This window comes from Prochlorococcus sp. MIT 1318 (genome assembly GCF_047304505.1).
Taxonomy (GTDB): Bacteria; Cyanobacteriota; Cyanobacteriia; order PCC-6307; family Cyanobiaceae; genus Prochlorococcus; species Prochlorococcus marinus_D.
Genome location: NZ_CP138958.1, coordinates 1,401,201 through 1,426,344 on the forward strand (window position 1 = coordinate 1,401,201; position 25,144 = coordinate 1,426,344).

Consider the following 25,144-nt stretch of genomic DNA (forward strand, 5'->3'; position numbering starts at 1 on the left):
TCAATTAGTTCAGATGCTTTGCTACTAATTCCGGAAGAGACACCTGTGAGCGCGGACCGAGTTGAGTGATCACCTGGCCGGCGCATATGGATCCAATTTGTCCACAGGTTTCCAAAGGGGCTCCCTGGGTGTAACCGTGTAGGAAGCCACCGGCGTAGAGATCACCTGCACCTGTGGTGTCAACCACGTTGCCAAGTTTGTAGGCAGGAATATCCCAGCGTTGATCACCAGCGAGCACGACAGATCCGTGCTCGCTGCGGGTGAGGGCTGCCACCTTGCAGCGGCCTTTCACTTCTTCCAATGCAGCCTCGAAGCTGACACTCTTGTAAAGAGAGGTGATTTCGCTGTCGTTAGCAAACAGCAGATCAACGTGGCTATCAACCAGCTCGAGGAAGCTGTCGCGATGCCGATCAACGCAGAAGCCATCGGAAAGAGATAGGGCTACTTGGCCTCCTGAATCACGACAGACTTGTGCGGCAGCGATGAAGGCTTTTTTGGCTGCCGGACTGTCCCATAGATACCCCTCGAGGTAGAGCACCTTGGCTTGGCGAACCATTGACAGGTCTAAATCTTCAGGGTCCAGCTGTACCGAAGCTCCTAGATAGGTGCACATGGTGCGTTGCGCATCAGGGGTGACCAGGATCAGACAGCGAGCCGTAGAAGGACCATCACTTGCTGGTGGAGTCTCGAATCGAGCGCCTACTGAACGGATGTCGTGGCTAAAAATGCTGCCTAGTTGATCATTTTTGACACGACCGATGAAGCCTGCCTTCCCGCCGAGCTGCGCCAGCCCTACCAGGGTGTTGGCGGCGGATCCACCTGAAGTCTCTAGACCTGGTCCACTGATGGAGTAAAGCGCTTCTGCTTGGGCTTCATCCACCAAGGCCATATTGCCTTTACTCAGACTGTGCGCATCAAGGAAGGCATCGTCCGCCTGCACCAGCACGTCCACGATGGCATTGCCTATTCCAACCACATCTAGAGGACGATCACTGAACCTGGGGATAGCCATTGAGGGATGCATGGGAAACCTCAGAAGTATCGATCCCCGTCCACCATCTGTTTTGAGAAAGGGCTTAGGCGCTTAGCAGAGCCCGTTTGGGACCGTGGATCGGATCTTCTACAACGATTGTTTGATCACGGTTGGCACCTAGGGAGACGATGGCAATCGGCACTTCCATCAGGTCGGCGAGGAAGCGCAGATAGTCCATCGCTGTGGTTGGTAGGTCTTCAAGACGGCGGCAGTCTGCAGTGGAGCACTGCCAGCCTGGCAGGGTCTCGAAGATTGGATGACAGCGGGCAAAGTCTTCTGCGCTGCTAGGGAAGTGTTCAATTCGTTCACCATTGAGTTCGTAGGCGACGCACACTCGGATTTCGTCGAGCTCATCAAGCACATCGAGTTTGGTAATAGCCAGGCAATCCAGTCCATTCACTGCTACTGCGTAACGACCAATGACCCCATCGAACCAGCCGCAGCGTCTGCGCCGGCCTGTGGTGGTGCCGAATTCACCTCCCCGGTCACAGAGCTGTTCATTGATGCTTCCTTCCAGTTCTGTTGGAAAAGGACCTTCTCCTACACGGGTGGTGTAAGCCTTGGCAACACCGATCACTCGATCGATCAGCGTGGGTCCGACTCCAGCTCCGATGCATGCACCGCCTGAGATTGGATTGGAGGAGGTGACGTAGGGATAGGTGCCGTGATCAAGGTCTAAAAGGGTCCCTTGAGCTCCTTCAAAAAGAATGTTTTTGCGGCTGCGGGCAGCTTGATGAATGGTTTGAATACAGTCGACAACGTGTGGAGCAAGCCTTTGGCCATAGCCGAGGTATTCCTCGATGACCTGCTCTGAGTCAAGTGGTGCGACACCATAAATTTGTTCGAGTAGACGATTCTTTTCTTGCAGAGGGCCACGCAGTCGTTCTCGTAGTCGTTGGCTATCTAAAAGATCAAGTACGCGAATGCCGTTGCGTTGGGATTTATCGGCATAGGTGGGACCGATGCCCCGTCCAGTAGTGCCGATACGTTGATCGCCACGTTGTTGCTCCATCGCCTCATCCAAGAGGCGGTGATAGGGCATCGTTACGTGGGCCGTCGACGCCAGTTGAAGGCCTGAGATATCAATGCTGTTCTCAAGGAGCATGTCTAGCTCCTTGAGCATCACTTTGGGATCGATGACTGTGCCCGAGCCGATTAGGCAGATTGTTTCTGGGTAAAGGATTCCTGAGGGAATGAGGTGCAGTTTGAGCACCTTGTCATCCACAACGATTGTGTGGCCGGCATTGACGCCACCTTGATAGCGGACGACAACATCAGCTGAACGGCTAAGGAGGTCGGTGATCTTGCCTTTTCCTTCGTCACCCCACTGCGCACCGATGACGACAACATTGGCCAAGGACACTGCGGCCCGAAGCCGCCATTATTCAGAACGGGGATCTTCCCAGATATCACTGCCTTAAGTCAAACAGCGATTGGCTAGCAGTTGATTTAGCTGCCTCTTAATACAGTTTGTTCTGCCTTGGCAAGTTCCTTCGTGATCCGATTTTGAAGTGCTTCCGGTAGGGGGCGGTTGGCGAAGTTGTTGTAATGACCAGCTAGGGAATTGAGGGCTGTCTGCATGGTGGTGAAAGACGGCAGGTTATTCACTTTGGAGCGCGGCCGATATCGGGCGATGTAGTTGTAGCTCAGGTCACGAGCCTCCTCTTGCGCAGCTGAATAGCCTTCGTCGTCCAAGGGCAGGGCGATCGCGTCTTGCAGGCTGTGAGCCACGTTGACTGTGTCGTCTACATAGTCTCCGGACAGTTGGATCTCGGCGGCATTGGCGCTTTCGTTGGCTGTGAGCATCAGGCAAAGGACAAGGCAGATTGCCAATCCTGCCCGCATCAACTGCTTGGCCATGTGATGCAAGGCAGTAGTCATCCGGTTCATTCCATTTCCAAGAATTTTAAATGGCTGGTCAGAACCTTGTGTTTTGGTTCGCTGCAATCTCTTTAACCAGTGCAGTAAATGCCTGTTTTGCAGAAAGTATTTGAACCTTGCGGCTGGATCTTTGAATCAGTTCCACCTGCCCCTTGGCGGCATCTCTGCCGACGACGACCCGCCAAGGGATCCCGATCAGGTCAGCATCTTTGAATTTCACGCCGGCGCGTTCAGTCCTGTCATCAAGTAGTACTTCGATATCAGCTGCTTGTAGTTCGCTGTAAAGCTGTTCGGCCAGCTTTTGCTGAACCTCATCCTGGATGTTGGCTACCACGACGATGACCTCAAATGGGGCTATAGCCAGAGGCCAATTCATGCCAGCTTCGTCATGGTGTTGTTCCACAGCGGCCTGGGCAAGTCTGGAAATCCCGATGCCGTAACACCCCATCCAGAAAGGCTCCTGAGTGCCCTTGTCATTGGTGAAACAGGCCTCTAGGGCTTCTGAGTACTTGCGACCTAATTGGAAAATGTGTCCTACCTCAATGCCTCTTCTCTCCTCCAGAATCTGGCTGGAGTCATGGATACAGCGATCGCCAGCCTGCGATTTGCGGAGATCGACGCTTTTGGGCACTTCCCCGAGCTTTGACCAGGTCATGCCAGTTCGATGCTGATTGTTTTGATTGGCACCGCAGACAAAACAGTTCAGCTCAGTAGCTGTCGGGTCAGCTAGGCGTAGGAAATGTTTTGTCCAGCTTGTGGCTCCGCTTAACAGGGCATCGTCTAGGTCAGGCCCCATCGACCCAAAGGGCCAGGCTTCAAGCTTTTGCGCAGTGATTTGATCGGCGCTGATGGGGGCCACATCGAGCACCCCCTTGTTTAGTTCCCTGCTTAGGGCGTTGATCAGCTTTACCTCATTGAGTTGCTGGTCTCCTCGGATGCTTACAAGGACTGGTTGAAGTTCACCATTTTCGATGCGGGCCAGCATGACCAGCACCTTCACCACTTGAGAGGGAACAAGCCCCTGGGCGGTACACAGTGTTTCGATCGTTCCCTGTTCGGGTGTATCAAGCAAGGCAGCTTTTGAAGCAGGCAGTGGGATGGCCTTTGGTGGATGAGAGACGGCCTTTTCTTGGTTGGCGGCGTAGAGGCCATCACCACTGATCAGGATCAGGTCTTCGCCAGCATCCGCTGTGACCATAAATTCTTGAGACGAGGCTCCGCCGATGGCTCCGCTGTCGGCTTCCACGGCGACGGTTTCGAGTCCGCAACGGGAGAAGATTCGTTGATAGGCCTCATCCATGGCTGTGTAGGTCATGGCGAGGTCTGCTTCGCAGGCATGGAAGGAATAGGCGTCCTTCATGATGAATTCCCGGCCGCGCATCAGGCCAAAACGTGGGCGGATCTCATCGCGGAATTTGCTCTGGATCTGATAGAGCGTTACAGGAAGCTGTCGATATGAGCGCAGTAGGTCTCCGGCAAGACTTGTGATCACCTCTTCATGGGTAGGGCCGAGGCCGAGTTCTCGTCCTTGGCGGTCTTGAAGGTGGAACATCAAGCCTTCGCCGGCCGTGTACCCCTGCCATCGGCCACTGCGCCGCCAGAGCTCTGCAGGCTGCAATTGAGGTAACAAGGTCTCCAGAGCACCAGTGGCATCCATTTCCTCCTGCACAATCGCTGTGATTTTGCGCAGGACCCGCCACATCAGGGGCAGGTAGGCATAAATACCTGAAGTCACGCGACGGATATATCCCCCTCTGAGCAGCAATTGATGGGAGGCGATTTCCGCGTCTGCTGGTACGTCGCGCAACGTCACCAGCATCAGGCGGGAGACGCGCATGAATCGGACCTCAGTGGATGGGGGAAACTACCATCCGCGGTCCAAAAAAGCCGATCATGAAACTGTCTTAAGGCGCCGAATCGACCTGTGTGAGATGAGTCTCACCTGCTAAGGTCGCGCAACATCAAGAAGCGGTTAGTCGATCTCATGTCTGATGGCTCGGTCAATTCTGATTCTCCTCTGCCCAGCCCTTCTTCCGATTTAAGCAAAGATATTAATGCTGTGATGGCTCAATCTGATGCGCTTGTTGGTATCGATGACGTGCAGAAGTCTTTGAATCGTTCAAGGGCTTCGGTGTATCGCTACACCAATACAGATCCACGCAACCTCAATCCTTCGTTTAATCCTCGCAAGCTCAATCCTGAGTATCGAAGCGATCAGAAAGATCCCCTTCTTTTTCATCCAAATGAAGTCGCCCGTTTCGCAAAGGATGTTTTAAGGATCAAAGAGGTCACTGTTGAGGTTCTGAATTCCCCCTCAACAGCAACCCAACAGGTTCTTGGATCAATCCTTGAGGAGCTGCGTGCGATTAGGTCACAGCTTGATGGATTGAATGATGCACCGTCAGATTTGGCCGCCCATAGAGAGCGGCAGGATCGTCCTGCTGCATAACGTCTCTTTCGGTGACAGAATATTTTGTAGCGGTTTCCGGCAATGGCTTGTCCAGACCCTGAGATCGCCCCGATGAAGGTGGCTGATGCTATCCCCTACACCGGGTCGTTCTAAACCACCCCTGCATGGATCCTGACCCAGCCTCAGTTTTAAGCCCCTCGTCTAAGGGTGAGGAGCCGTCCAGATCACGTCATAATTCTGGTCTCATTGGACCAGATCCTGAAGATCCTTTCAGTTTGAGTGCGCCTTCGATTGCGTTGCTGGGTTTGACTATTGCCATCGCATCCGTTGGAGTGCCCCTCGCGGCAGTTTTGACAGATCGGTCTGCGGGGAGGGAAAGCATGGTTCCCACAGCCTTGGAGAAAGATGGATCTAAGCTCTCTACTCCCATCTCCTTCACCCGGGTTGGTCAACCTGTTGGTGGAGATTCCGGCGGGAAGCCGCAACAAGTACGAATATTTCGATGAGGCTGGTGTGATGGCCCTCGATAGGGTTCTTCATTCCTCGGTTCGCTACCCGTTTGATTACGGCTTCATCCCCAACACCCTTGCCGAGGATGGTGCACCTCTTGATGCAATGGTGATCATGGAGGAGCCCACATTTGCTGGCTGTCTGATTAGGGCACGACCAATCGGGGTGCTTGATATGCATGATTCCGGGGCTTATGACGGCAAGTTGTTGTGTGTTCCCGTTGCTGATCCCCGTCAACGGTCGATCAGCAGCATTCGGCAGATTTCAGCCAGTCAACTGGAGGATGTGGCTGAATTCTTCCGCACTTACAAAAATCTTGAGGGGCGAGTTGTTGATATCGGTGGCTGGAGAGATTCAGAAGCTGTTGAGCCTCTGTTGGAGACCTGCACCAAAGCTGCGCAGGTTAAGCTGAAAAGTGACTGTGAACCCTAATCGCTTGAATGAACTCGTTCATTCTTTGCTGGTCAGTTAAATCATGCTCAACTCAATAAGGATTTATAGCTATTCGCGCTGCGCTACTTGTCGCAAGGCTCTTGCTTGGTTGCAGCAGCATCAAATTGCGCATGATCTTTTCGACATCGTTGAGACACCTCCTAGTCGAGAGATGCTTCGTGGTGCTAGTAAGCAGTTAGCAAGCCGCAAACTTCTCTTCAACACAAGTGGTGTAAGTTATCGCTCGCTTGGCGCGGATGCAGTCAAGGCCATGAGCGATGACGAGGCGCTCGATGCACTTTCATCCGATGGCAAGTTAATTAAACGTCCTTTCCTGATCACTGAAAATGGTAGTGTATTGGTGGGCTTCAAGCCTGAGATCTGGGCTGAGGCGTTGCTGCCTTGAAGAGTAAATCCTCAAAGATAGGTGATATTTCGGCGAAAATAAATGTTGTTTTGATGCGATGAATTTTTAGCAGGGCTGCTAAAGTAAAATGAACCAAAGAGATCGCGAACGATGGAAGTGCGATTCTTGCAATTCACAATCTTTAAAAGCTAGCAATCAAGAACCTGAAGTCTTATTCCTGTATGGTTTGTCCTTAGGGGCATTGATTGCCATGGCTATAGCAGCTTTATGACGGGCAATGAGTTATCCCTTTGCGCGAATATAATGGCCTTGTCTAAATATTTATCTGTTTAATCTGCAAGCTTATAGCAGCCTGTAAAGGATGTGGCCTGTTGTCTATTTGCCCTGGTAGGAGGAGATGGTTTGTGTTGGTTATTTTCTAGACAAAAAAGGAAGTTTTTTCAAATAAGTTCAATCAAGTGGATCTGGATAAAGCCTAAATGGTCAAGAGATTAAAGCCTCTGAGGGGTTGTAATGCGGCATTAAATGCGGAGGTAATTGTAACCTTTATGGCGGTTTATCTTTTCGCTATTTAGTTTTCTTCTGCTTGCCTGTCTCAGGCTCTCGTTATCTTTGAGTGTCTTCTAATGGCAGATTGAATGGCATCTTGCCCTGTTATTTTGTTGCTAGATTCTTTTTTTGGCTTGTCGTTTCCGTTTCGCTGAAGTTAAGGCCATCGAGCTCACTGATCAATTCATTAACCCCACCTTGTTCTCTGAGTTGGCGGAAGCTGGAGCGCTTGAACTCTTCAAGGAAGGCCACCATTAGTTCTTGACTACGTTCGAGAACGGGCCCCTGCTCGAGGGTGCCAGCGAGCTCTTCCCAGAAGCGATCAATAGTATCGACTCCTAGTTGCTCTAGCACCATATCCTTGCGGCCAAGTTGGTCGCCGGCATTGCGAGAGAGCTGCAGAAATGTATCGATCATTCCTGCTGCGAGTTGCCGGCTTAGTTCCGATTCGGCCTTTTCAATGACCGCAAGCCCTTTGATTGGAGCGGGCACGATCACGCCATCCATACTGCGCTGCAAGGCGTGACTAAAGAGTGCCAAAAGTTGGGGGCGCATGCTTGGACCTACCTCACTGAGGAGCAGCGGTAGCCAGAGCCGAAGTAATTCGGCCAGTTCACTTTCTTCGTTCTTGTCCACTGATTGATGACTACAAAGACTGCGGATTCGTTGCGGCAGATGTGGTGAGCGAATGATTTCTTGCATCGCATCCACGATGCGTAAGGTGAGAACTTCAAACAGCTCCAGGGCTAATAGGGCTACGACGCCCCTGCTGATGACAGCGCGCAAAGGTTCCAGCTGAATGAGCCCAGCGCTGGATAGGCGCTCGGTAACGGGCACTACCCGCAAGAGTCTCCAGAATGGCAGCAGAAGAGGCAGGTCGATCCAGCGTCGAAGAAGGGCCTCTCGCCAGCTAATGCCGGGGAAGCGACGCTTCAGGCGCATAGCCCTTAGCAGGATGTCGAGGAGAAAGAGAAGTTGGAAGGGAGTGTCGAGGCGCCAGGCATGGTCAACAGGCTGCCCGTTTTCGTTGATCGTTCGCCAATAGTTGGTGGCGATCAGGGGAAGAACCTTCTCCGTCCAGAACAGTCTTTCTTGCTGCCAATCAAGGTTGTTGAGGTATTTGTTTCCCAAGAGATGGGCGGCTGCCTGTTTGGAGGAATCCATCCCAGCCCTTGCACGCAGTAGGTTTTTTAGTTTTTCAAGGGTGCCGACGTTGCCAGAACTGACGAACGGATTCTCATCGATCAGTTGAGTCGTGAGCTCGACTTGATTAAGGCGTAGTTGTTGTGAAGCAGGGCTATTGATTCCTTGCCTTGCTGCGGTTTGATCGAGTTGGCTGAAACGTTTGATATAAAGCTGGGTATCTCTATGCGGTTTGATGCCTTTAACAACGTCATAGAAAGGCGTCACGTTCGGCAACCATGGCAACGGAACCATCAACGATGTCGAGGGCAGTGGATAGAGATTGCGGTGTAACCAGAAATTGCGTAGCGGAATGTAGGTAACGTCGAAGAGGATCCAACTCAAGTTGGTTGCAGCGATTAGCGCTAAAATTTGATCCCAGCGCTGCCAGAACTTACGCGAGGGGGAGGGTTTCAACCCTTGCCAGCGGGGACGCACCATGGGCTGAGGTTGCTTTGATCACGCTAAGGGGCCGTACAGGCTGGCCTTATCGTTAATCATCGAATTCATAACAGGGCTGAGTTGTCTGACGCGCAGCAGCAGGACCGTCCCACTAACGATAAGGCGTCTGCTCCCCAGGGAGCATCAACCTCTAAACCTCATCCATTTTGGGATTTCTGGGGACCAGTCTTCTTCACTTTGGGCCTGTATTTCGGCATTCGTCATTACGTCGCTGAGGCGAGATACATTCCTTCTGAATCGATGATCCCAGGGCTGCAAGTCCAGGATCGTTTGCTGGTTGAGAAAGTCAGCCTTCGCAGTCGATCTCCACGTCGTGGGGAGATCGTGGTGTTTAACACGCCCTATTCCTTTAATTCTGCGTTGAATTTGAAGAGTGGTCAGAGTTCCCTTCCTTGCTTTGTGGTGAACCTTCCTTTTATGAACTCGATAGGACTAACCAATCCCAGCTGTGATGCTTGGATTAAGCGTGTTGTCGCCGTGGGTGGGGACCAGGTTTCGATCAATCCCAGGGGAGAAGTGAGCGTGAATGGACAGAGGCTGAAGGAGCCCTATGTAACCCAGTATTGCCCTGTGAACAACAGGGGAATGGGACCTTGCAATTCTCTGATCGCGACAGTTCCCAGCGATCATGTCTTGGTGCTGGGAGATAACCGAAGCAATAGCACTGATGGACGAATTTGGGGATTTCTGCCTGAGAAAGAGATCCTCGGGCGTGCTTTATGGCGTTTTTGGCCTTTTGATCGTTTCGGCTCACTTATTCCCTGAGTCCACATGCCACGACACGGCCTTGCAGTTGGCAGCCCTGCCAGGGTTGATTAGCGGCTTTGGGGGCATGATCACTGTGCCGATCTTGGATCCAGAGCTGATCAGGGTCGAACATGAGCCAGCGCCGGCTGCCAACGGTCAAGCGTTCTTCGGGCAGGTTGAGCATTTTTGACGGTCCAAAACTAAGAGCATGCCAAAGCTGCTCTACAGACCAAGCAGCCTTGACCACAAGCTCTTGCCAAAGCGCAGGCAGCACGAGTTGATGGCCTGCTAGGCCAGGCTCAAGCTGATTTGGAGGCAGTTGGGTATCTTCCTCATCAAGGGGTATGGCATGGACAGCTACGGCCGTGAGGGTGCCATTGGCAAGGGCCTTGATCAAGGCTGCTCGATCCCGAGGACTACCAAGAGATGGGATGACCCTCCATCCGAGCTCTGTGGGATCAAGTTTGCTTTGGTCAGTCACCAGATGCCACCAGCACACGCTGGCCATAGGCGGGGAGGGACAAGACCCCAAGATGGCGACTCCAGGGGCAGTGGCCAGGTTCATCAGTCTTAGGGAACGTTCAGGGTGCTGCCGATGAAGTTCGAGAAGTTGTCCTAGGGGGAGGGTTTCGCTGGCGAAGGGGTCAGGTGCCCAGCCCGCTCGTAGTGTTTCAACGCCTTCGCGCACCATCCCGCCACCTTGAATTTTTTCATCTCTGGGGGCGATTAACACTGGGGCTGATCCCATTTCGCCTAACACCAGCCCCCGTTGTAGGAGAGCGATCGGCAGGATTAAATCGTCGTTTGCCAGTCCTACGGCACCGTGGTGCACTAAATCCGCGTGGGGGGATAGTTCGCTGCCGGCACCATCTCTGCTAAAGCTGCCCCACAAGTGAATGTCGACATCGCTATTTGGATTTAAAAATCCCTGCAATCTTTCGGGGCGATCACGCCAGGAGGAACTGCGGGGTAGCAGAGCTAGTTGGCCATAACCGGCAGCAGCTGCTGCATGTCTCAGGCTTGCAAGGGTTTCGCAATGACCACTGATTGGATTTTCAAGGATGGAATGGGGGTCTACAAGACAGGGGGCGAGTAGTTGTTGGCTGGCTGATTTGGGGGGCAGCCCGAGCTGTTGAGCCTGTTTACGTGCCTTCGCTCCAAAGGCGATCAGATGGCTGTCTCTGATCAGCACAGCATCTTCAACGACAGGTTGATCCGACCCGTGCAGGATCCTTATGGGGTCTAGAAGTTGTGCCTCGGGCATCACGTTAGAGCGCCCCAGCAGCTGTGCGATCGAGCACACCACCAAGGTGAGAGGTGAGGTTGAGAGAGGTCACCACTGCAGGTTGGCCGGGATCTGTAGCGATGTCGACCACCGTGACACCTCCATTCCCTTGTTTGACTGCCCAGATATCAGCCGGGGTCATTCCGAGTAGATGGCAGAGAATCGTTTTGTTGACAGCGTCATGAGCCACCACGAGCGCTGTTGCTTCTGGAGCCAGGCTGTTGGCGATCTTGTTCCAGCAGGCCACGGAACGCTCCCATACATCCTGGATGGTTTCGCCTTCAGGCATCTGCACCGTCTGCGGAGCTTGTTTCCAGGCATCTAGCAGTTCAGGCCAGCCTGCTTCAATGTCTGATTCCAGCTTCCCTTCCCAAAGGCCATGGCCGATTTCCACCAGCCCCTGGGTGACTTCGAGTTGGACATCTGGATGGTGCTTGAGGATGGCTTCCGCCGTTTGTCTTGGTCGGGTCATCGAACTGCTGTAGGCCTGATCGATCAACACATCGCTTAGGAATGCTCCGGCGGCGGCGGCTTGCGCGAAGCCATTTTTATTCAGCGGGATGTCGATTTGGCCTTGGAACCGGCCTTGTTGGTTCCAGTCGGTTTCACCATGGCGCACAAGGATCAGTCTCGGACCCTTCCCTTTGCTGGGTAGTTGCTGAGGCAAGTGAGCGGTGCTGTTGAGGCATTCGATTTGTGCTTGATGGGATTGCTCTGAGAGGGGTATCAGGTTGAACACTGAGAGGGAGGCGTTGTCGAGGCGCAGTCGTCGCAATCCTTGGTCTGGCTCACCAAGTAGAACAAGGATTAAGCAGCGCAGGATGCAATTGTGCGAAACAACCAGAACTGTTTCGTCACCCTCCAGTGGGTGACGTTGAATGAGTTTGCGTAGGAATTCACGAGCCTGTTCCATCAGCTCGCCAATGGGTTTGTAGGGATTGCCGTCTTCTCGCTTGAGAACCAATTCCTGTGGTTGTTGCTTCCAGGTGCGATAGGCATTTGGGAACGTGATCTTTACCTCATCGCTGCAGAGACCACTCCATGGAGCCAGGTCGATTTCCAGTAGCCCATCATCGAAGCAAGGCCTGAGATCACTGCCTTTGCTTGCTAGTAGGTTTGTTGTTGTGGATGCGGCCCGCTTCAGAGGGGAGCTGTAAACAGCATTGATTTGGATTTCTTTCAGGGCTTGTCCAGTTTGACGGGCCTGTTCTTGGCCTTCCGAGGTGAGCGTGGAAAGATCACTGCGACCCTGAATCCGTCGCTCGCGGTTGAAGCTGCTCAGACCATGACGGACGAGGAGAAGACGCAGGGGCACCGGCAAAGATGTTTTGACGCGGCCATCGTATGGGGCCCCCCTACCAGCGCAGTATGGGATGGTCGGCGGCGATGCCCTTTAGGAAGTGTTGAACAGCTGTCAGCGCGCTGTGCTGCGGGCAGCGAGAATCAGCTTCAATTGATGCCTGGTCGTTGAGCTTTGATCCCCTGTTCAGCCTGATCAGGCGATACACCCGTGAGCCGCTTTGGAAAGTCGGACTGGCTTTTGTATCACTGATGTTCGCGGTTTTGATTTGGTTTGTGGGGTTGCAAGACAGCTTCAGCAGGCCGTCAGTGACCCCAACCATCTCCATGCAGCAACAGGAGATGGCTTTGCTTGCTGATCAGGCCGTCCCTGCAGCAATTAGGCCTCTGCTGGTGGGTGAGGATCCAACATTGGCTTTGCAAGAAGCTCTCGGTGAGATCCCTCTCACTCAGTTGAATGACCGCCAGAGGCTGTTGCTCGCCGGACTCCAATCTTCAGGGGCAGAACGTCGTGAGCTCCTGGCTGCTTCAGTGCAGTCACCGTTACTGATTCCTCTAGAGCAGGCGCTACTGGCTAGTACGCAAGAAGGGGGCCTGTCACTTGCTGATCTTGAGGCGCTTGGCTCATTAAGCGGGGACCCTTTGCTTCAGCAGGTTGGTTGCTTTGCTCTTGGCGGGGATCGCGATGACTGCGTGAATCCCCGTGTCGCATCGAGCATGGCTTTGAGGCTGGTCTTGAGCGTGGTGTTACCGGCGGCGGCTCTACTTGCCGGTACTGGGCTTTTGTTGCGTCATCTTTGGATGTTGTTCCGCAAGTCTGTTGCTCCCTGGCCACCGCTTCAGGCCTTACCACTTTCCTTAACGGACATGGTGCTCCTGATTGCCTGTGGATTTGTGGTCTTGGGTGAGGTGATTGCTCCCGCTTTCGTGGCTCCGCTGAGTGCCTTGATGACTAGGGGGATGGACAGCCCCTTGAGCAAAGCGTTGACAGTGGTGATTGGCTACGGCGCTTTGGCACTACCGCCATTGTTGATTCTGCGTCAGCAGCTGCGCAGTCTGCAGGCAACTGATCGGCCCGTTGATGGATGGTTGCAGTGGCGTCTGCGACCTTGGGGTTCAGCGTTGCTGAAGGCAGGTCGAGGCTGGTTGATGGTGATGCCGTTGGTTCTATTGACTGGATGGCTGATGGGATTGCTGTTGGGGGATCAAGGGGGAAGTAACCCCTTATTGGAACTGGTACTGCGCAGCAAGGATCCATTGGCCTTGATGTTGCTAGCCACCACCGCTGTGATTCTGGCGCCTCTCTTTGAGGAGTTGGTTTTTCGTGGTGCGCTTCTGCCTGTATTGGCGAAATCTTTTGGTCCGCTATGGGGTGTGGTAACCAGCGCGTTGGTGTTTGGTGTGGCTCACCTGAGTGTTGGTGAATTACCTCCGCTGTTTGTGTTGGGCTTGGGACTCGGTCTATTAAGGCTTAGTTCAGGTCGTCTTTTGCCTTGCGTGCTGATGCATGCCCTCTGGAATGGGGTTACTTTCATCAATCTTTTGCTGCTTGGCGGATAACTAGACTCTTCAATGAGCATGTGATTGTCAGCGACTTAGCCTTGCGGAGGCCTATTGAGGGTGGTTCACTGATTTATTACATTGGCTTATTCGGTGGTTGCCGCACTCCAACAGCGTTCGGTAACTGCTAACCGTGATGTTTCGCGGGCACGATCTGTCCGCACACTTGAGCTGATCCAGGGATCCTTGTCTTCAAGGAAGGTGGCTCGCCAGTCGCCAGTTCTTGCAGGACTGCATCGGGCTGCTGATGGTGCATTGATCGGTGTTTTGGTTGCTGCGGCATTGATGTCTGCTCTCACGCTGCATTGGCAGCATCGTTGGACCATTGCTTTCAACAGGCTGGAGACCACTCGCTCATTGGCTCATCGTCTTACGGAGTCAACCGCGATGATTGAGCGTCACTTGTTGGCTGAAACCAGGTTGCCTCAGTCGATGGTTCTCACAAAGGTTGCCAACCTTCTTTATCTCGAACGCTCTGCTGATCCGCCTGGTGGTGTTGTTTCTGGAGAGTCGCAACTGCTTAGCCAATTGATGGGCCAACCCATTAGTCACGGCTACTGATGCCTGCCTCAAAGGCTCGTCGCTCACGAAGTTCCAGGAGGCGTGCCCAGGACGTGATTGCGTTGGAATCAGTTCCTGCTCATCGGATGCGATGGGTGTTTTCCATCCTCTGCGTTGGGCTGATTGGACTTGTGGGCCGGATGGCTTGGCTGCAGGTTCTGCAAGCACCGGAACTTGAAGCCCGTGCAAGGGCTTTGCAGACCCAGCGAACCCAACCGATTGGGACACGTCGTTCAATTGTGGACCGCAATGGACGGCTGGTGGCTCTCGATGAGGAACGCTTTCGGCTTTGGGCTCATCCTCGTTATTTTAATTTCCCCGGGGATGATCCCGGTTTGATTCGTAAGCCACTGGATGTTGCTCGCAAGCTCTCCGGGGTGTTGGCGATTCCTGTTGCCGAATTGGTTCAGCGATTTGGTGACCGTCCTTCTGGTGTGAAGCTTGCTGAAGGATTGGATCAGGACATCGTCAATGAAATCCGCAACCTTGGTATCAGTGGTTTAGATCTTGAGGCTTATCCACAGCGGCTCTATCCGCAGGGCTCTCTGTTTGCCAACGTGGTGGGCTTTCTTAATTTGGATCGAGTCCCACAGGCGGGATTGGAGCAAAGTCGCCACGAGGATTTGTTGCGTCATGAACAGGTTCGCAGCCTGCGCCGAGGAGCGGATGGCACCCCCCTTCCTGACGACCTGGCTCCGGGAGTGTTTTATGGCGATCATCTAAGCCTGCAGCTCACTTTGGATGCTCGTTTGCAGGAGCTGGCTGGGCAGGCACTTGTGGCCCAGGTCAAAGAGTGGCAGGCAAAGAAGGGAGTGGCCATCGTGATTGATGTCACCAATGGAGAGTTGCTGGCGCTGGCGTCTACACCCACATATGACCCGAACAAGTATTGGAAATATTCGCCCTCTCTCTTTCGCGAGTGGTCCGTTCAGGACCTTTATGAACCTGGTTCTACCTTCAAGCCGATCAACCTTGCCCTTGCTCTTCAGGAAGGTGTGATTGAGCCGGGGGGAATGGTGAACGACAACGGATCACTGAAGATCGGTGGATGGCCAATCTCCAACCATGATCGTCAGATCCATGGGGTGATCGATTACGCCAAGGTGCTGCAGGTTTCTAGCAACGTCGGCATGGTGAAGATCATGCGTCAGCTCAAACCCTCGCTGTACTGGGATTGGTTGCGACGGCTAGGACTTGATGTCAAGCCCGATACCGATCTGCCGGGGGCTATTGCAGGTCAGTTAAAGATGAAGGAGCAGTTCGTGGCTCAGCCAATTGAGCCGGCCACGGCGGCATTTGGACAGGGACTGTCGCTCACGCCACTGAAGCTGGCTCAGTTGCATGCCTTGATTGCCAATGGTGGCCGATTGGTGAGTCCCCACATCACTAGGGGCTTGCGGGCGGGAGAAGCGTTGGCTCCACGCGCCGCCGCAACAACTGGACATCAACTACTGCGCCCAGATGTCACCAGGATTGTGCGGGACTGGATGGAATCGGTTGTAGAGAAAGGGAGTGGGGAAGGGGCGAAAACACCTGGTTATCGCATTGGTGGCAAGACCGGCACTGCTCAGAAAGCACTGAATGGGGTTTATTTGCCAGGAGCAAAGATTTGCAGCTTTGTTGCCCATCTGCCGGTTGACAATCCTCGCTATGTGGTGGTCGTCGTGGTGGATGAACCCCAGGGGGGCAATGCTTATGGGTCCACGGTGGCGGTGCCTGTGGCGAAGCAGATCATTGATGCTTTGCTGGTGCTTGAAAAAATTCCACCTAGCAATGAGCAGACCCATTCTCAGCCGGCCAAAGGCTAAGTCTTGGCAAAGCTTCGATGGTGAGTTCTGAACCTGGGCTGTCAGCAAAAAAAAACGCCGCTAGCTTAAAGATCTTGCGAGACGTTCTGCTTCATGGCCACACTCCTTGAGCAGCTTTCCACCATGACCGTGGTCGTGGCGGATACCGGTGATTTGGACGCGATTAGAAAGTTCACCCCCAGGGATGCCACGACCAACCCTTCATTGATCCTTGCGGCGGCTCAGATTCCTGCTTATCAGAGTTTGATCGATGAGGCTCTTCATTCCTCCCGTCAGTTATTGGGCAACTCTGCAGCTGTGGAGGAGGTGGTCCATGAGGCTCTCGATGAGATTTGTGTAATCTTTGGAAAGGAAATTCTCAAGATTGTTCCTGGCCGTGTTTCCACTGAAGTGGATGCTCGCCTCAGTTTCAATACTGAAGCCACAATCGCCAAGGCTCACAAACTCATTGGCCTATATAACGACGCTGGCATTACTAATGATCGCGTTTTGATCAAGATAGCTTCTACTTGGGAGGGTATAAAAGCGGCTGAGGTTTTGGAGAAGGATGGAATTCATTGCAACTTAACTCTGCTATTTGGCTTTTCCCAGGCTGTCGCTTGTGCAGAAGCAGGAGTCACTTTGATCTCTCCTTTTGTTGGGCGAATCCTTGATTGGTACAAAGCGTCAACTGGTCGGGATTCTTATGCAGGTCCAGAAGATCCTGGTGTGATCTCGGTGACCAAGATCTTTAATTACTTCAAAACCTATGATTACAAGACTGAGATCATGGGTGCGAGTTTCCGCAATCTTGACGAAATTATTGAATTGGCTGGATGTGATTTGTTGACCATTTCACCAAAGCTTTTGGATCAGCTGGGTAGTACAGAGGCTCCGCTGATGCGTAAGTTGGATGCGGTCAATCCTGTTGCTGCAGAGTCTCAGATCCATGTTGAAAAGGAGAGTTTTGAGTCAATGATGAGGGCTGATCGCATGGCTTTTGAGAAGTTAGATGAAGGGATTCGCGGCTTTAGCAAGGCGATTGAAACTCTTGAGGCTCAGTTGGCGCATCGATTAGCTGTTTTGGAGGGAGGAGCAGCCTTCTGCCATGTTGTTCAAGAGATTTTCATGCTCAATGATCTCGATGGTGATGGTTGTATTACTAGAGAAGAATGGCTCGGTAGTGATGCGGTATTTGATGCCTTAGATCATGACCATGATGGCCGACTTCTTCAGGAAGATGTTCGTTCCGGGCTGGGTGCTGCTTTGGCGCTAACAACAGCTTGAAGGCTTGCTAAATAAGTTAATAAGGGGATGAGTATTTATCGTCATTCCTTATAGTGTTGAAAAATACTCTACTTTGCCTGAATTGAAGCTGGGGAGTTTTTCTGCCATCTTGAAAGTACTAATACTCTGAATCCCAAGATCGGTATCGTTTGATCAGAGCATTAGAGAGATCAGGGTTGGCAATCCTGCCAATCCAACTGGAATGCGTGCAAAGATCTCCTGCCGCTATAAAGTTATTTTCTAAATAGGCTTCTGCTTTCTCTGCTCTTGGCGACCTATCTGATCACAGGAACGAATCGCGGCATTGGCTATGAATATTGTCGTCAGCTTCATGCTCGTGGTGACGTGGTTGTGGCTGCTTGCCGTAAGCCTTCGCAGCACTTGGAAGGCTTAGGCGTGCGTATTGAGGCCGGGGTCGAGATCACTTCAGATGGATCGATTGCGAGCTTGAAGCAACGGCTTCGCAGCCTGCCGATCGATGTGCTGATCCACAATGCCGGCATTTTGGAAAGCACGAATTTGAAAAATTTTGATCCTGAGAGCCTTCGTCGTCAGTTCGAGGTCAATGCTATTGGGCCATTACGTGTCACACATGCTCTTTTGGATCATCTGCTTCCTGGCGCAAAAGTCATTTTGATGACTAGCCGGATGGGCTCGATCGATGACAACAGCTCCGGCGGTTCTTATGGCTACAGGATGTCAAAGGTGGCTTTGTGTATGGCAGGAAAGTCATTAGCTATCGACCTTAAATCTCAAGGCATTGCCGTGGCGATTCTCCATCCAGGGCTTGTGCGTACCCGCATGACAGGATTCACTGATCAAGGCATTACTCCAGAAGAATCGGTTGATGGCTTGTTGGCCCGTATCGACAATCTCAATTTGGAAAACTCAGGTAGTTTTTGGCATGCCAATGGGGAGATTCTTCCTTGGTAAAAATTGTTTTTGTGAAGAAGTGATTGACGTTGCTTTTGGCCTGTAATTTTGCGTTCTTCGTAATCATTTGAGGGCACTTTACTGCTCACGCTGAAGTTTATTTTGAATTAGGAATGCTTGAATGCTAGTTGTCGAACTTCGTTCGGCCAATCTTTATTCTTTTATGTAATTAACGTTGCAATAGCAACCGTTTAATTACACGCTGGGCAATGTCGCCATATCCCATCTCTCCAGAAAGGATCTGAGCAATCCGTTGTGGAGCTGTTGGCCTTTTGATCCCAAGCTGATATCCCACCTTGGGGAATCGATAAAACACCTGAGCAATCCTCTTGCCCCAGGCCATGGAGTCTCCCCACCGTTGTCGCATGGTTTGGCTGTAATCAGCCAGGTTGTTGGTATCACCGTTCAACCAATGATTCAGGCAGCGGGCTGCTTCGCATCCACTCATCAACGCTGGGCGTAGACCTTCTGCCAGGAACGGATCGCATAGTGATGCCGCATCTCCCACGGCGACGACACCATCGCCATGCAGTGTTTGATGGCCGTTCCAGACCCGTAAAGATGCTTCTTGTCGTTTGCCTGCTTGCGGGTCAAATCCCAGGTTCGGTAGCAGTTGTTCCAAGACGGCATCACTATCGGCGGCATTGCGGCCGATGAACGTACCTACGCCTACATTCACGCCTCCTGCCAAGGGGAAAGCCCAGGCAAAACCATGATGAACCAGCCCAAATTCAAATCGGGCTGAACCAGTTTTGAGGTTGCCTCGACCCTCCAGGCGCACAGACATGGTGCTCGCGTGATGCAGGGTTTTTGGTCCCAACCCCAAGGCTTCAGGCCAAGCTGACTGGGAGCCATTCGCCAGTACGACCGCTCTTGCTTCAAGTTGTCTGCCGTCATCGGCTGTGACTTGCCACCGTTCTTTTTGTCTTTGCAAGCTTTTGACCGTAAAGGGCCGGAGCAGTTCGGCGCCTACATCAATCGCCTGGCTTGTTAGGAGGGCATCAAGCTTCTCTCGCCGCACAATCCAAAAAGGGGCGGAATCTTGCAGGTCGGCCACGACGGGATCACTGAGTTGCCAGCTGAACTCAACCCTTTCAATAACTTCATCAACGACCGATTGCAAATCAAATGGAAACCACTCCTGCACCGCAGCTGCCATGCCTCCGCCACAGGGTTTGATCGTTTGGTGTGCATTCTGTTCGAGCAGTGTGACGCGTTGGCCGGCTGCAGCCAGATGGAAAGCTGCCGCAGATCCAGCGGCGCCTGCTCCGATGACCAGCACATCGGGTGTGCTCAAACCTTGAGAATGTCGGCTTCTTTTTCGGCGAGGTATTTTTCGATTTCAGTGATGAATGTGTCGGTTAGTTTTTGTATCCCATCTTGTTCATCATGGCTCTGATCTTTAGAGAGCTCAGCATCTTTTTCTAGCTTTTTCACTTTATCAATTGCATCGCGACGGATGTTGCGAAGGGCTACTTTGCCTTCTTCTGCATATTTTGCTGCCAGTTTGCAGAACTCTTTGCGGCGCTCTTCAGTTAGCGGCGGCACATTGATGCGAATGATTTTGCCGTCATTGTTCGGTGTCAAGCCCAAATCACTAGTGGCAATGGCTTTTTCAATCAGGCCCATTGACCCATTGTCAAAGGGCTGTATGGCAATCGTCTGTGAATCAGGGGTGGATATTGTTGCCAGAGATTTCAGGGGCGTTTCGGTGCCGTAATACTCAACGTTGATTCGGTCAAGTAGTGACGGGTTGGCGCGTCCAGTACGGATGGTGGCGAAGTTGCGTTGTGTGGCCTCCACTGATTTGTGCATGTTGTCTTTGAGATCCTGGTTCGACATGGCTTCAGAGAGGCGAAGGCTGGGTGAAGGGATGAGTTGGGATGGCCTGTTTAGGTTGCATTGCTGATACGGGAGCCGATTGCTTCGCCAGCCACTGCTTTGCCGATGTTGCCAGGTTCAAAGAGGTCAAATACAACGATCGGGATATTGTTGTCTTTGCATAGGGCAATGGCAGTGCTGTCCATCACCGCCAGCTCGCCGCTTAGCACTTGCTGGAAGGTGAGTGAGTCGTAGCGTTTTGCATCAGGGAAGCGTTTGGGATCACGGTCATAAACCCCATCCACCTTCGTGGCTTTGAACACCACATCAGCGTTGATTTCCGCAGCCCGAAGTGAGGCCGTGGTGTCAGTTGTGAAGAATGGATTACCGCAGCCTCCACCAAACACAACCACTCGACCTTTCTCTAGATGACGAATGGCTCGCCGACGGATGTAAGGCTCCGCCACCTCTTGCATTTCGATTGCAGTTTGTACTCGGGTTGGTACTCCTGCTCGCTCTAAGCCGTCCTGCAATGTGATGGCATTCATCACTGTGGCCAACATGCCGACGTAGTCGGCCGTGGCCCGATCCATGCCCGCGGCAGAACCCTTTAGGCCTCTAAAAATGTTGCCACCGCCCACCACGATCGCCAATTGGGTGCCCTTAGCCACCACTTTGGCTACATCCTCTGCGATGGATTGAACAATTGCTGGATCGATGCCATAACTTTGATCGCCCATCAGCGCTTCGCCGCTGAGTTTTAGAAGGACTCGCGCGTAGGCCATTCATCGTCCAGATCCCGAAGAGAGTAGCAAGCCTTCTCCTAATCGTCCTTGAGCTGGATGGTCTGAAGGGTTGTCGATTCTCAGATTCGCTTGGATGAAGTCATCATTCCTGATCGATGCGAGAGAACGTGTTTTGTCGCATCGATGTGATGGCATGTCTGAGCTGCTGAGCGCTTGAAGGTATCAGACAGGATCCTTCTTGTTGGAGCGAGCTCATTGTGCATAGAGCTTTGCTGGTGAACGGTCTGTCGGTTTTTGTTGCTACAGATCAGCTATTGGATGTGGATTTAGAGGTGAGATGATTGATTGCGTCAAAACTCAATGCCTGCTTGTGCTTTGACGCCTTGCTCCTTGAAGGGGTGGTGCACCAAGGTCATTTCTGTGACCAGATCTGCACGTTCAATGAGCTCCTTTGGTGCGCCCCGGCCAGTGAGTGCTACGTGGGTTAGGGGTGGCCTTTCCGTGATCCCCCCTAGTACTTCTTCTACCTTGAGGTATCCCAGTTTCATCGCCACATTGACCTCATCAAGCACTACAAGTTTGTGGGTGTTGCTGTGGAGGTAAATCAGAGCCTGTTGCCAGGCTTTTGATACCAATTGCTGATCTCTTTCCCGGTCTTGGGTTGTCCAGGTGAAGCCCTCTCCAAACGCATGCCAGCTCAATGCGTCACCAAAAACTTTTAACGCTTTTGCTTCGCCTGGCTGCCAACTCCCTTTAATGAATTGCACGACTGCAACATGCTCGCCATGGCCAAGGGTTCGTAAGGCTAGCCCTAGCGCTGCTGTGGTTTTGCCTTTGCCATGTCCTGTGAACACAAGGATTAGGCCCTTCTCTTTGTCTCGTTCTCCTACACGTTGGCGCTGAATGTCTTGTCGGCGCTGCATGCGTTTGCGGTAGCTCTGTTGGTCGGTTTCGGGGGCTAAATGCCCGCCTATGCCGAGAACTTCTGCGCTGTGATCGAGTTCGGTTGAAGAGGGCGAATGCGGAGCTGGCGGGTTGGTCATCAAAGTGTTGGCAAGGTCTTGAGCATGCTTTGAGTTGGGCTGATTATGGAAGGCGGGCTGTGATTCGTTGTAGTGCTCGGCCTGCTAATAGTTCTTGCTCAATAGTGCTGTAACCCATCTCCCGAAGTTGCTTGGGCAAGTCTGCTTGCAGCATTGTGAGAGCGGTTTCAGTTTCGAACAGGGCACAAAACAACTGTTGGGGCAGTTTGAGGCAGGGGCCTGCTGGATGGAGGTCTATCAGCACTAGCCAACCCCCCGGTTGCAATAGACGCATGCAGGCTTTGAGCACTTGTTGTCGTTCTTCTGAGCTGAATTCGTGCAAGGCCAGGCTGATTTGGATGGCCGCAAATTGGCCGCTGTTCAGCGGTGGCTTTTCTGCCATGCCCTCGATGCATTGCAGTTGGGGGGTTCGTTCAGCTGCTAGTGCCAGTGCCTTTGGTGAAAGATCTAAACCTGTTACAGCGAAACCAGCCTCGATCCATGGTGCTGCTGTTTCGCCAGACCCACAGCAAAGATCCAAAACTGGTGCACCTTTAGAAATCTTGTCTTGAAGAGCAGTCAGCCCTAAGGACCTCAACCGCTTTACACCCCCTACGCTGAGGGCCGAAATGGTTGTCACTAGGTCATAAAACCAGCGATGCTCGTAGGCAAAGGTTCTTAGTGGTGAGGTCATGGGCTGAGCTGTCGAGCTAGGGCTGCATCTACCGCTTGTTGTTGGTCACGTCGGGTGATCCAGTGGTGATAGGTGCGGGTATGAATAGCCACTGAATGGCCCATCATTCTTGCTGCAACTGTGTCTGGAAGGCCGATGTGGATTGTGCGTACCGCCCAGGCATGCCGCAGGTTGTAGGGGGTGAGGGGCAGTTGATAGCGCCGGAATTGTTCCGACACTCTTCTCCCCACCTGTTGGAGTGTGGTGTGACGCAGATCGACATTCACCGGCGGCAGGGCCTGGGCATTGTTTGCTAGTTGTTCAAGTTCAAAATGCTCGACCCAGTCTGGATGAAACGGCCAAACCTGATGCTCGCCGGTTTTTGTGTTTGGCAGGACCCGCAGTACCTGATCTTCCCCCTTCGCTAAAGCAGCAAGGTCGCAGAAGAACACCTCGTGATTGCGCAGGCCGTAAGTGGCCATCAGTCCATAGGCAAGTCGCCATCCTGGGTTGGGGATGCGCTCCACCGCCTCGATGATCTGCTTGTCGCTGGGTAGTTGACGAAAGCGCGCCTGATGCAGTCCATATCCATCCGCTTCTGCTCGCCAATCTTCCGGCAGTGCCATTTCCAGGTGGCGTGCCAATGCAGCTAGGGCCGTGGCGCATTGCTGTCGGCTTCGGCTGCCATCTGCATAACTGGCCAGAGTGTCTTTTAAAAGGTCTGAATCAAAACAGCTCTGCTTGTTAACAGCTAGGGCTTTGAGTCGTCGTAAGTAAGGAAGGTAAGCGGACGTCCATGTGCTGCGGCTACCGGCCGGTGACCGTCGGCGATATGGATCAGTAAAGAATGCTTCTTCAAAGCTGACCAAAGCTTCTCTGAGCCCTGTCGCTATATGTTCAGGTTGTTTCCGTGTTGATTTGGTTGTCCACTGGGACCAGTCGAATTGTTTGCGTTGCAGTTGGTAGTGCACAAGTTGCACAATTCGCTCAGCCTCTTTCAATCCTTTTTGTTCTGCCAAAAGCTGCAAACTGATTCGTTGAGTTTTGATCAATCCAGTTCCATTCCGGCAGGGCAGTGCGCCGCGTAAATTGAGCCACTGGCCTCGCTGTTCAATTCTCAGGTTGATGCCGCTGTCAGCCAGGGCACGGTTGATGTTGATTAGCTCGTTGCTCAGCTCCATGGCCTTGTAGGGATGGTGCCACCTTGGCGTTGATGGCAGCTACCCTCAAGTCCCTCTAAAGAACTCTCTTCTATATGGCCCGGGTCGGTGTCCTCTTGATGAACCTAGGGGGGCCTGAACGTATCCAGGATGTAGGGCCTTTTCTCTTTAATATTTTTGCCGATCCGGAGATCATTCGGCTGCCTAACCCCGCTCTTCAGAGGCCTTTGGCCTGGTTGATCAGCACGCTGCGCAGCAGTAAATCCGAGCAGGCTTACCGCTCAATCGGGGGCGGTTCACCTCTGCGGCGGATCACTGAACAACAGGCTCGGGAGTTGCAGAGCTTGCTTCGGCAACGCGGTATCGATGCCACGAGCTATGTGGCGATGCGTTATTGGCATCCATTCACAGAATCCGCTGTCGCAGATATCAAAGCTGATGGGATTGATCAGGTGGTGGTGCTTCCCCTCTACCCTCATTTTTCGATTAGTACCAGTGGCTCGAGTTTTCGAGAGTTGCAGCGCTTGCGACAGACGGATGAATCTTTCCGCAAGCTGCCAATACGTTGTATCCGCAGCTGGTACGACCACCCTGGATATGTTCGTGCCATGGCGGAGTTGATCGCTGAGCAGGTTCGGCTGAGTGATGTACCTGAAGAAGCTCAAGTGTTTTTTAGTGCTCATGGAGTGCCCAAGAGCTATGTCGAACAAGCAGGTGATCCATATCAGAAGGAGATCGAGGCTTGTACGACTTTGATCATGGCTGAGCTGGAAAACCTTCTTGGCTATGGCAATCCTCATTCCCTTGCCTATCAAAGCCGAGTGGGTCCAGAGGAATGGATTCAGCCCTATACCGATCAAGTTATTGAGCAGCTTGGTGAGGCTGGTACACGGGATTTAGTGGTTGTGCCGATCAGCTTTGTGAGCGAACACATCGAAACTCTCGCCGAGCTTGATATCGAATACCGCGAGCTGGCGACCGAAGCAGGGATTGTTCATTTCAGGCGGGTGCCTGCTCTTGATACTTACCCCACATTCATTGAGGGTCTGGCCGATCTGGTTGGATCCAGTCTTGAGGGGCCAGAGATCAATCTCGATGAGGCTGCAAAGCTGGCCGGTCGAGTGAAGTTCTATCCCCAGGAGAGATGGCAATGGGGCTTGAATACCAGTTCTGAAGCATGGAATGGACGCATAGCCATGCTTGGGTTTGCGGCTTTTTTGTTGGAGCTGATCAGTGGCCATGGCCCTTTGCACGCGATCGGTCTGCTCTGAGTGTTGGCTCATTAAGGGGCGTCTCACTCTTCTTGTTGGTTCGTCTGTGGGATGACTGTTCTCAACGGAGTCCATTTGTATTGGGGCATTCGCCCTCAGGCAGCAGGCTCACTGAAGGATTGATTTTGCTGGTGATGGTGAAGAACCAATAGGCAATCTGTACGGC

At 52.7% G+C, this 25,144-nt stretch carries 24 protein-coding genes; 10 read left to right on the forward strand and 14 right to left on the reverse strand.

Annotated features, from left to right (window positions below; translation table 11 throughout):
- Window positions 1-4: 4 nt before the first annotated feature.
- From SIB66_RS07035 to SIB66_RS07050, 4 genes are all read right to left on the reverse strand, one after another.
- Window positions 5-1,012: an adenosine kinase gene (locus tag SIB66_RS07035; protein ID WP_413681211.1), complete on the reverse strand. Its 1,008-nt coding sequence runs from the start codon at window positions 1,010-1,012 to the stop codon at window positions 5-7.
- A 64-nt stretch (window positions 1,013-1,076) separates the two neighbouring features.
- Window positions 1,077-2,396 carry an adenylosuccinate synthase gene (locus SIB66_RS07040; protein WP_236070262.1) on the reverse strand — a complete coding sequence of 440 codons (1,320 nt, stop codon included), beginning with the start codon at window positions 2,394-2,396 and terminating at the stop codon, window positions 1,077-1,079.
- Between the two features lie 86 nt (window positions 2,397-2,482).
- A complete protein-coding gene (gene psb27 / locus SIB66_RS07045; RefSeq protein WP_063406452.1) occupies window positions 2,483-2,914 on the reverse strand; it encodes a photosystem II protein Psb27 in 432 nt (143 codons plus the stop codon).
- Between the two features lie 37 nt (window positions 2,915-2,951).
- On the reverse strand, window positions 2,952-4,751 hold the full coding sequence (locus SIB66_RS07050; RefSeq protein ID WP_063406453.1) for a proline--tRNA ligase: 1,800 nt from the start codon (window positions 4,749-4,751) through the stop codon (window positions 2,952-2,954).
- A 147-nt stretch (window positions 4,752-4,898) separates the two neighbouring features.
- Here SIB66_RS07050 and SIB66_RS07055 point away from each other — a divergent pair, with 147 nt between their 5' ends.
- The 3 genes from SIB66_RS07055 to SIB66_RS07065 all read left to right on the forward strand — a co-directional run bounded on the left by SIB66_RS07055 (window position 4,899) and on the right by SIB66_RS07065 (window position 6,672).
- Window positions 4,899-5,363 (forward strand): hypothetical protein, encoded by a 465-nt coding sequence (locus tag SIB66_RS07055; RefSeq protein WP_011825410.1) that lies wholly within the window; start codon window positions 4,899-4,901, stop codon window positions 5,361-5,363.
- 366 nt (window positions 5,364-5,729) lie between these two features.
- Window positions 5,730-6,266 carry an inorganic diphosphatase gene (locus tag SIB66_RS07060; RefSeq protein WP_063406454.1) on the forward strand — a complete coding sequence of 179 codons (537 nt, stop codon included), beginning with the start codon at window positions 5,730-5,732 and terminating at the stop codon, window positions 6,264-6,266.
- A 43-nt stretch (window positions 6,267-6,309) separates the two neighbouring features.
- Window positions 6,310-6,672: an arsenate reductase family protein gene (locus tag SIB66_RS07065; protein ID WP_063406455.1), complete on the forward strand. Its 363-nt coding sequence runs from the start codon at window positions 6,310-6,312 to the stop codon at window positions 6,670-6,672.
- Window positions 6,673-7,287: 615 nt separating this feature from the next.
- Here the strand turns inward: SIB66_RS07065 and SIB66_RS07070 are convergent.
- Window positions 7,288-8,805 (reverse strand): hypothetical protein, encoded by a 1,518-nt coding sequence (locus SIB66_RS07070; RefSeq protein ID WP_063406456.1) that lies wholly within the window; start codon window positions 8,803-8,805, stop codon window positions 7,288-7,290.
- An 81-nt stretch (window positions 8,806-8,886) separates the two neighbouring features.
- Between SIB66_RS07070 and lepB the strand changes: the two genes are divergently transcribed.
- Window positions 8,887-9,591: a signal peptidase I gene (gene lepB / locus SIB66_RS07075; RefSeq protein WP_063406457.1), complete on the forward strand. Its 705-nt coding sequence runs from the start codon at window positions 8,887-8,889 to the stop codon at window positions 9,589-9,591.
- Here lepB and SIB66_RS07080 read toward each other — a convergent pair.
- The 3 genes from SIB66_RS07080 to SIB66_RS07090 are packed head-to-tail and all read right to left on the reverse strand — an operon-like array spanning window position 9,581 to window position 12,480.
- Complete coding sequence (locus tag SIB66_RS07080) at window positions 9,581-10,837, reverse strand: dihydroorotase (protein ID WP_063406584.1); 1,257 nt, start codon at window positions 10,835-10,837, stop codon at window positions 9,581-9,583. The two genes, lepB and SIB66_RS07080, sit on opposite strands and share 11 nt — an antisense overlap.
- Before the next feature lie 4 nt (window positions 10,838-10,841).
- Window positions 10,842-12,173, reverse strand: a complete 1,332-nt coding sequence (locus tag SIB66_RS07085; RefSeq protein ID WP_063421565.1) for a histidine phosphatase family protein — start codon at window positions 12,171-12,173, stop codon at window positions 10,842-10,844.
- Window positions 12,174-12,213: 40 nt separating this feature from the next.
- Entirely contained in the window at window positions 12,214-12,480 is a 267-nt protein-coding gene (locus SIB66_RS07090) for a hypothetical protein (RefSeq protein ID WP_413681213.1), read from the reverse strand.
- Here SIB66_RS07090 and SIB66_RS07095 point away from each other — a divergent pair.
- The 5 genes from SIB66_RS07095 to SIB66_RS07115 all read left to right on the forward strand — a co-directional run bounded on the left by SIB66_RS07095 (window position 12,467) and on the right by SIB66_RS07115 (window position 18,285).
- Entirely contained in the window at window positions 12,467-13,717 is a 1,251-nt protein-coding gene (locus SIB66_RS07095) for a CPBP family intramembrane glutamic endopeptidase (protein ID WP_413681214.1), read from the forward strand. The genes SIB66_RS07090 and SIB66_RS07095 overlap by 14 nt on opposite strands.
- 93 nt (window positions 13,718-13,810) lie before the next feature.
- Window positions 13,811-14,278, forward strand: coding sequence for a hypothetical protein (locus SIB66_RS07100; protein ID WP_063421586.1), 468 nt, complete (start codon window positions 13,811-13,813; stop codon window positions 14,276-14,278).
- Window positions 14,278-16,086, forward strand: coding sequence for a peptidoglycan D,D-transpeptidase FtsI family protein (locus SIB66_RS07105; RefSeq protein ID WP_063406459.1), 1,809 nt, complete (start codon window positions 14,278-14,280; stop codon window positions 16,084-16,086). The genes SIB66_RS07100 and SIB66_RS07105 overlap by 1 nt, the downstream gene beginning before the upstream one ends.
- A gap of 93 nt (window positions 16,087-16,179) precedes the next feature.
- Complete coding sequence (locus tag SIB66_RS07110) at window positions 16,180-17,352, forward strand: transaldolase (RefSeq protein WP_063406460.1); 1,173 nt, start codon at window positions 16,180-16,182, stop codon at window positions 17,350-17,352.
- A gap of 267 nt (window positions 17,353-17,619) precedes the next feature.
- Window positions 17,620-18,285, forward strand: a complete 666-nt coding sequence (locus SIB66_RS07115; RefSeq protein WP_063406461.1) for an SDR family oxidoreductase — start codon at window positions 17,620-17,622, stop codon at window positions 18,283-18,285.
- A 169-nt stretch (window positions 18,286-18,454) separates the two neighbouring features.
- Here the strand turns inward: SIB66_RS07115 and SIB66_RS07120 are convergent, their stop codons facing one another.
- The 6 genes from SIB66_RS07120 to SIB66_RS07145 all read right to left on the reverse strand — a co-directional run bounded on the left by SIB66_RS07120 (window position 18,455) and on the right by SIB66_RS07145 (window position 23,728).
- Window positions 18,455-19,582, reverse strand: coding sequence for an NAD(P)/FAD-dependent oxidoreductase (locus SIB66_RS07120; protein ID WP_063406462.1), 1,128 nt, complete (start codon window positions 19,580-19,582; stop codon window positions 18,455-18,457).
- Entirely contained in the window at window positions 19,579-20,127 is a 549-nt protein-coding gene (frr, locus tag SIB66_RS07125; RefSeq protein ID WP_041374725.1) for a ribosome recycling factor, read from the reverse strand. The genes SIB66_RS07120 and frr overlap by 4 nt, the downstream gene beginning before the upstream one ends.
- Window positions 20,128-20,177: 50 nt before the next feature.
- Window positions 20,178-20,891 carry a UMP kinase gene (gene pyrH / locus SIB66_RS07130; protein ID WP_063406463.1) on the reverse strand — a complete coding sequence of 238 codons (714 nt, stop codon included), beginning with the start codon at window positions 20,889-20,891 and terminating at the stop codon, window positions 20,178-20,180.
- A gap of 311 nt (window positions 20,892-21,202) precedes the next feature.
- Entirely contained in the window at window positions 21,203-21,895 is a 693-nt protein-coding gene (gene cobO / locus SIB66_RS07135) for a cob(I)yrinic acid a,c-diamide adenosyltransferase (protein WP_011130612.1), read from the reverse strand.
- Window positions 21,896-21,938: 43 nt separating this feature from the next.
- Window positions 21,939-22,568: a class I SAM-dependent methyltransferase gene (locus SIB66_RS07140; protein ID WP_063421563.1), complete on the reverse strand. Its 630-nt coding sequence runs from the start codon at window positions 22,566-22,568 to the stop codon at window positions 21,939-21,941.
- The gene (locus tag SIB66_RS07145) at window positions 22,565-23,728 is read right to left on the reverse strand and encodes a site-specific integrase (protein WP_063406465.1); all 1,164 of its coding nucleotides are present in this window, start codon (window positions 23,726-23,728) and stop codon (window positions 22,565-22,567) included. The genes SIB66_RS07140 and SIB66_RS07145 overlap by 4 nt, the downstream gene beginning before the upstream one ends.
- Window positions 23,729-23,802: 74 nt before the next feature.
- On the opposite strand from SIB66_RS07145, the gene hemH reads away from it, so the two are divergent.
- On the forward strand, window positions 23,803-24,978 hold the full coding sequence (gene hemH / locus SIB66_RS07150) for a ferrochelatase (RefSeq protein WP_011130609.1): 1,176 nt from the start codon (window positions 23,803-23,805) through the stop codon (window positions 24,976-24,978).
- Window positions 24,979-25,144 lie beyond the last annotated feature (166 nt).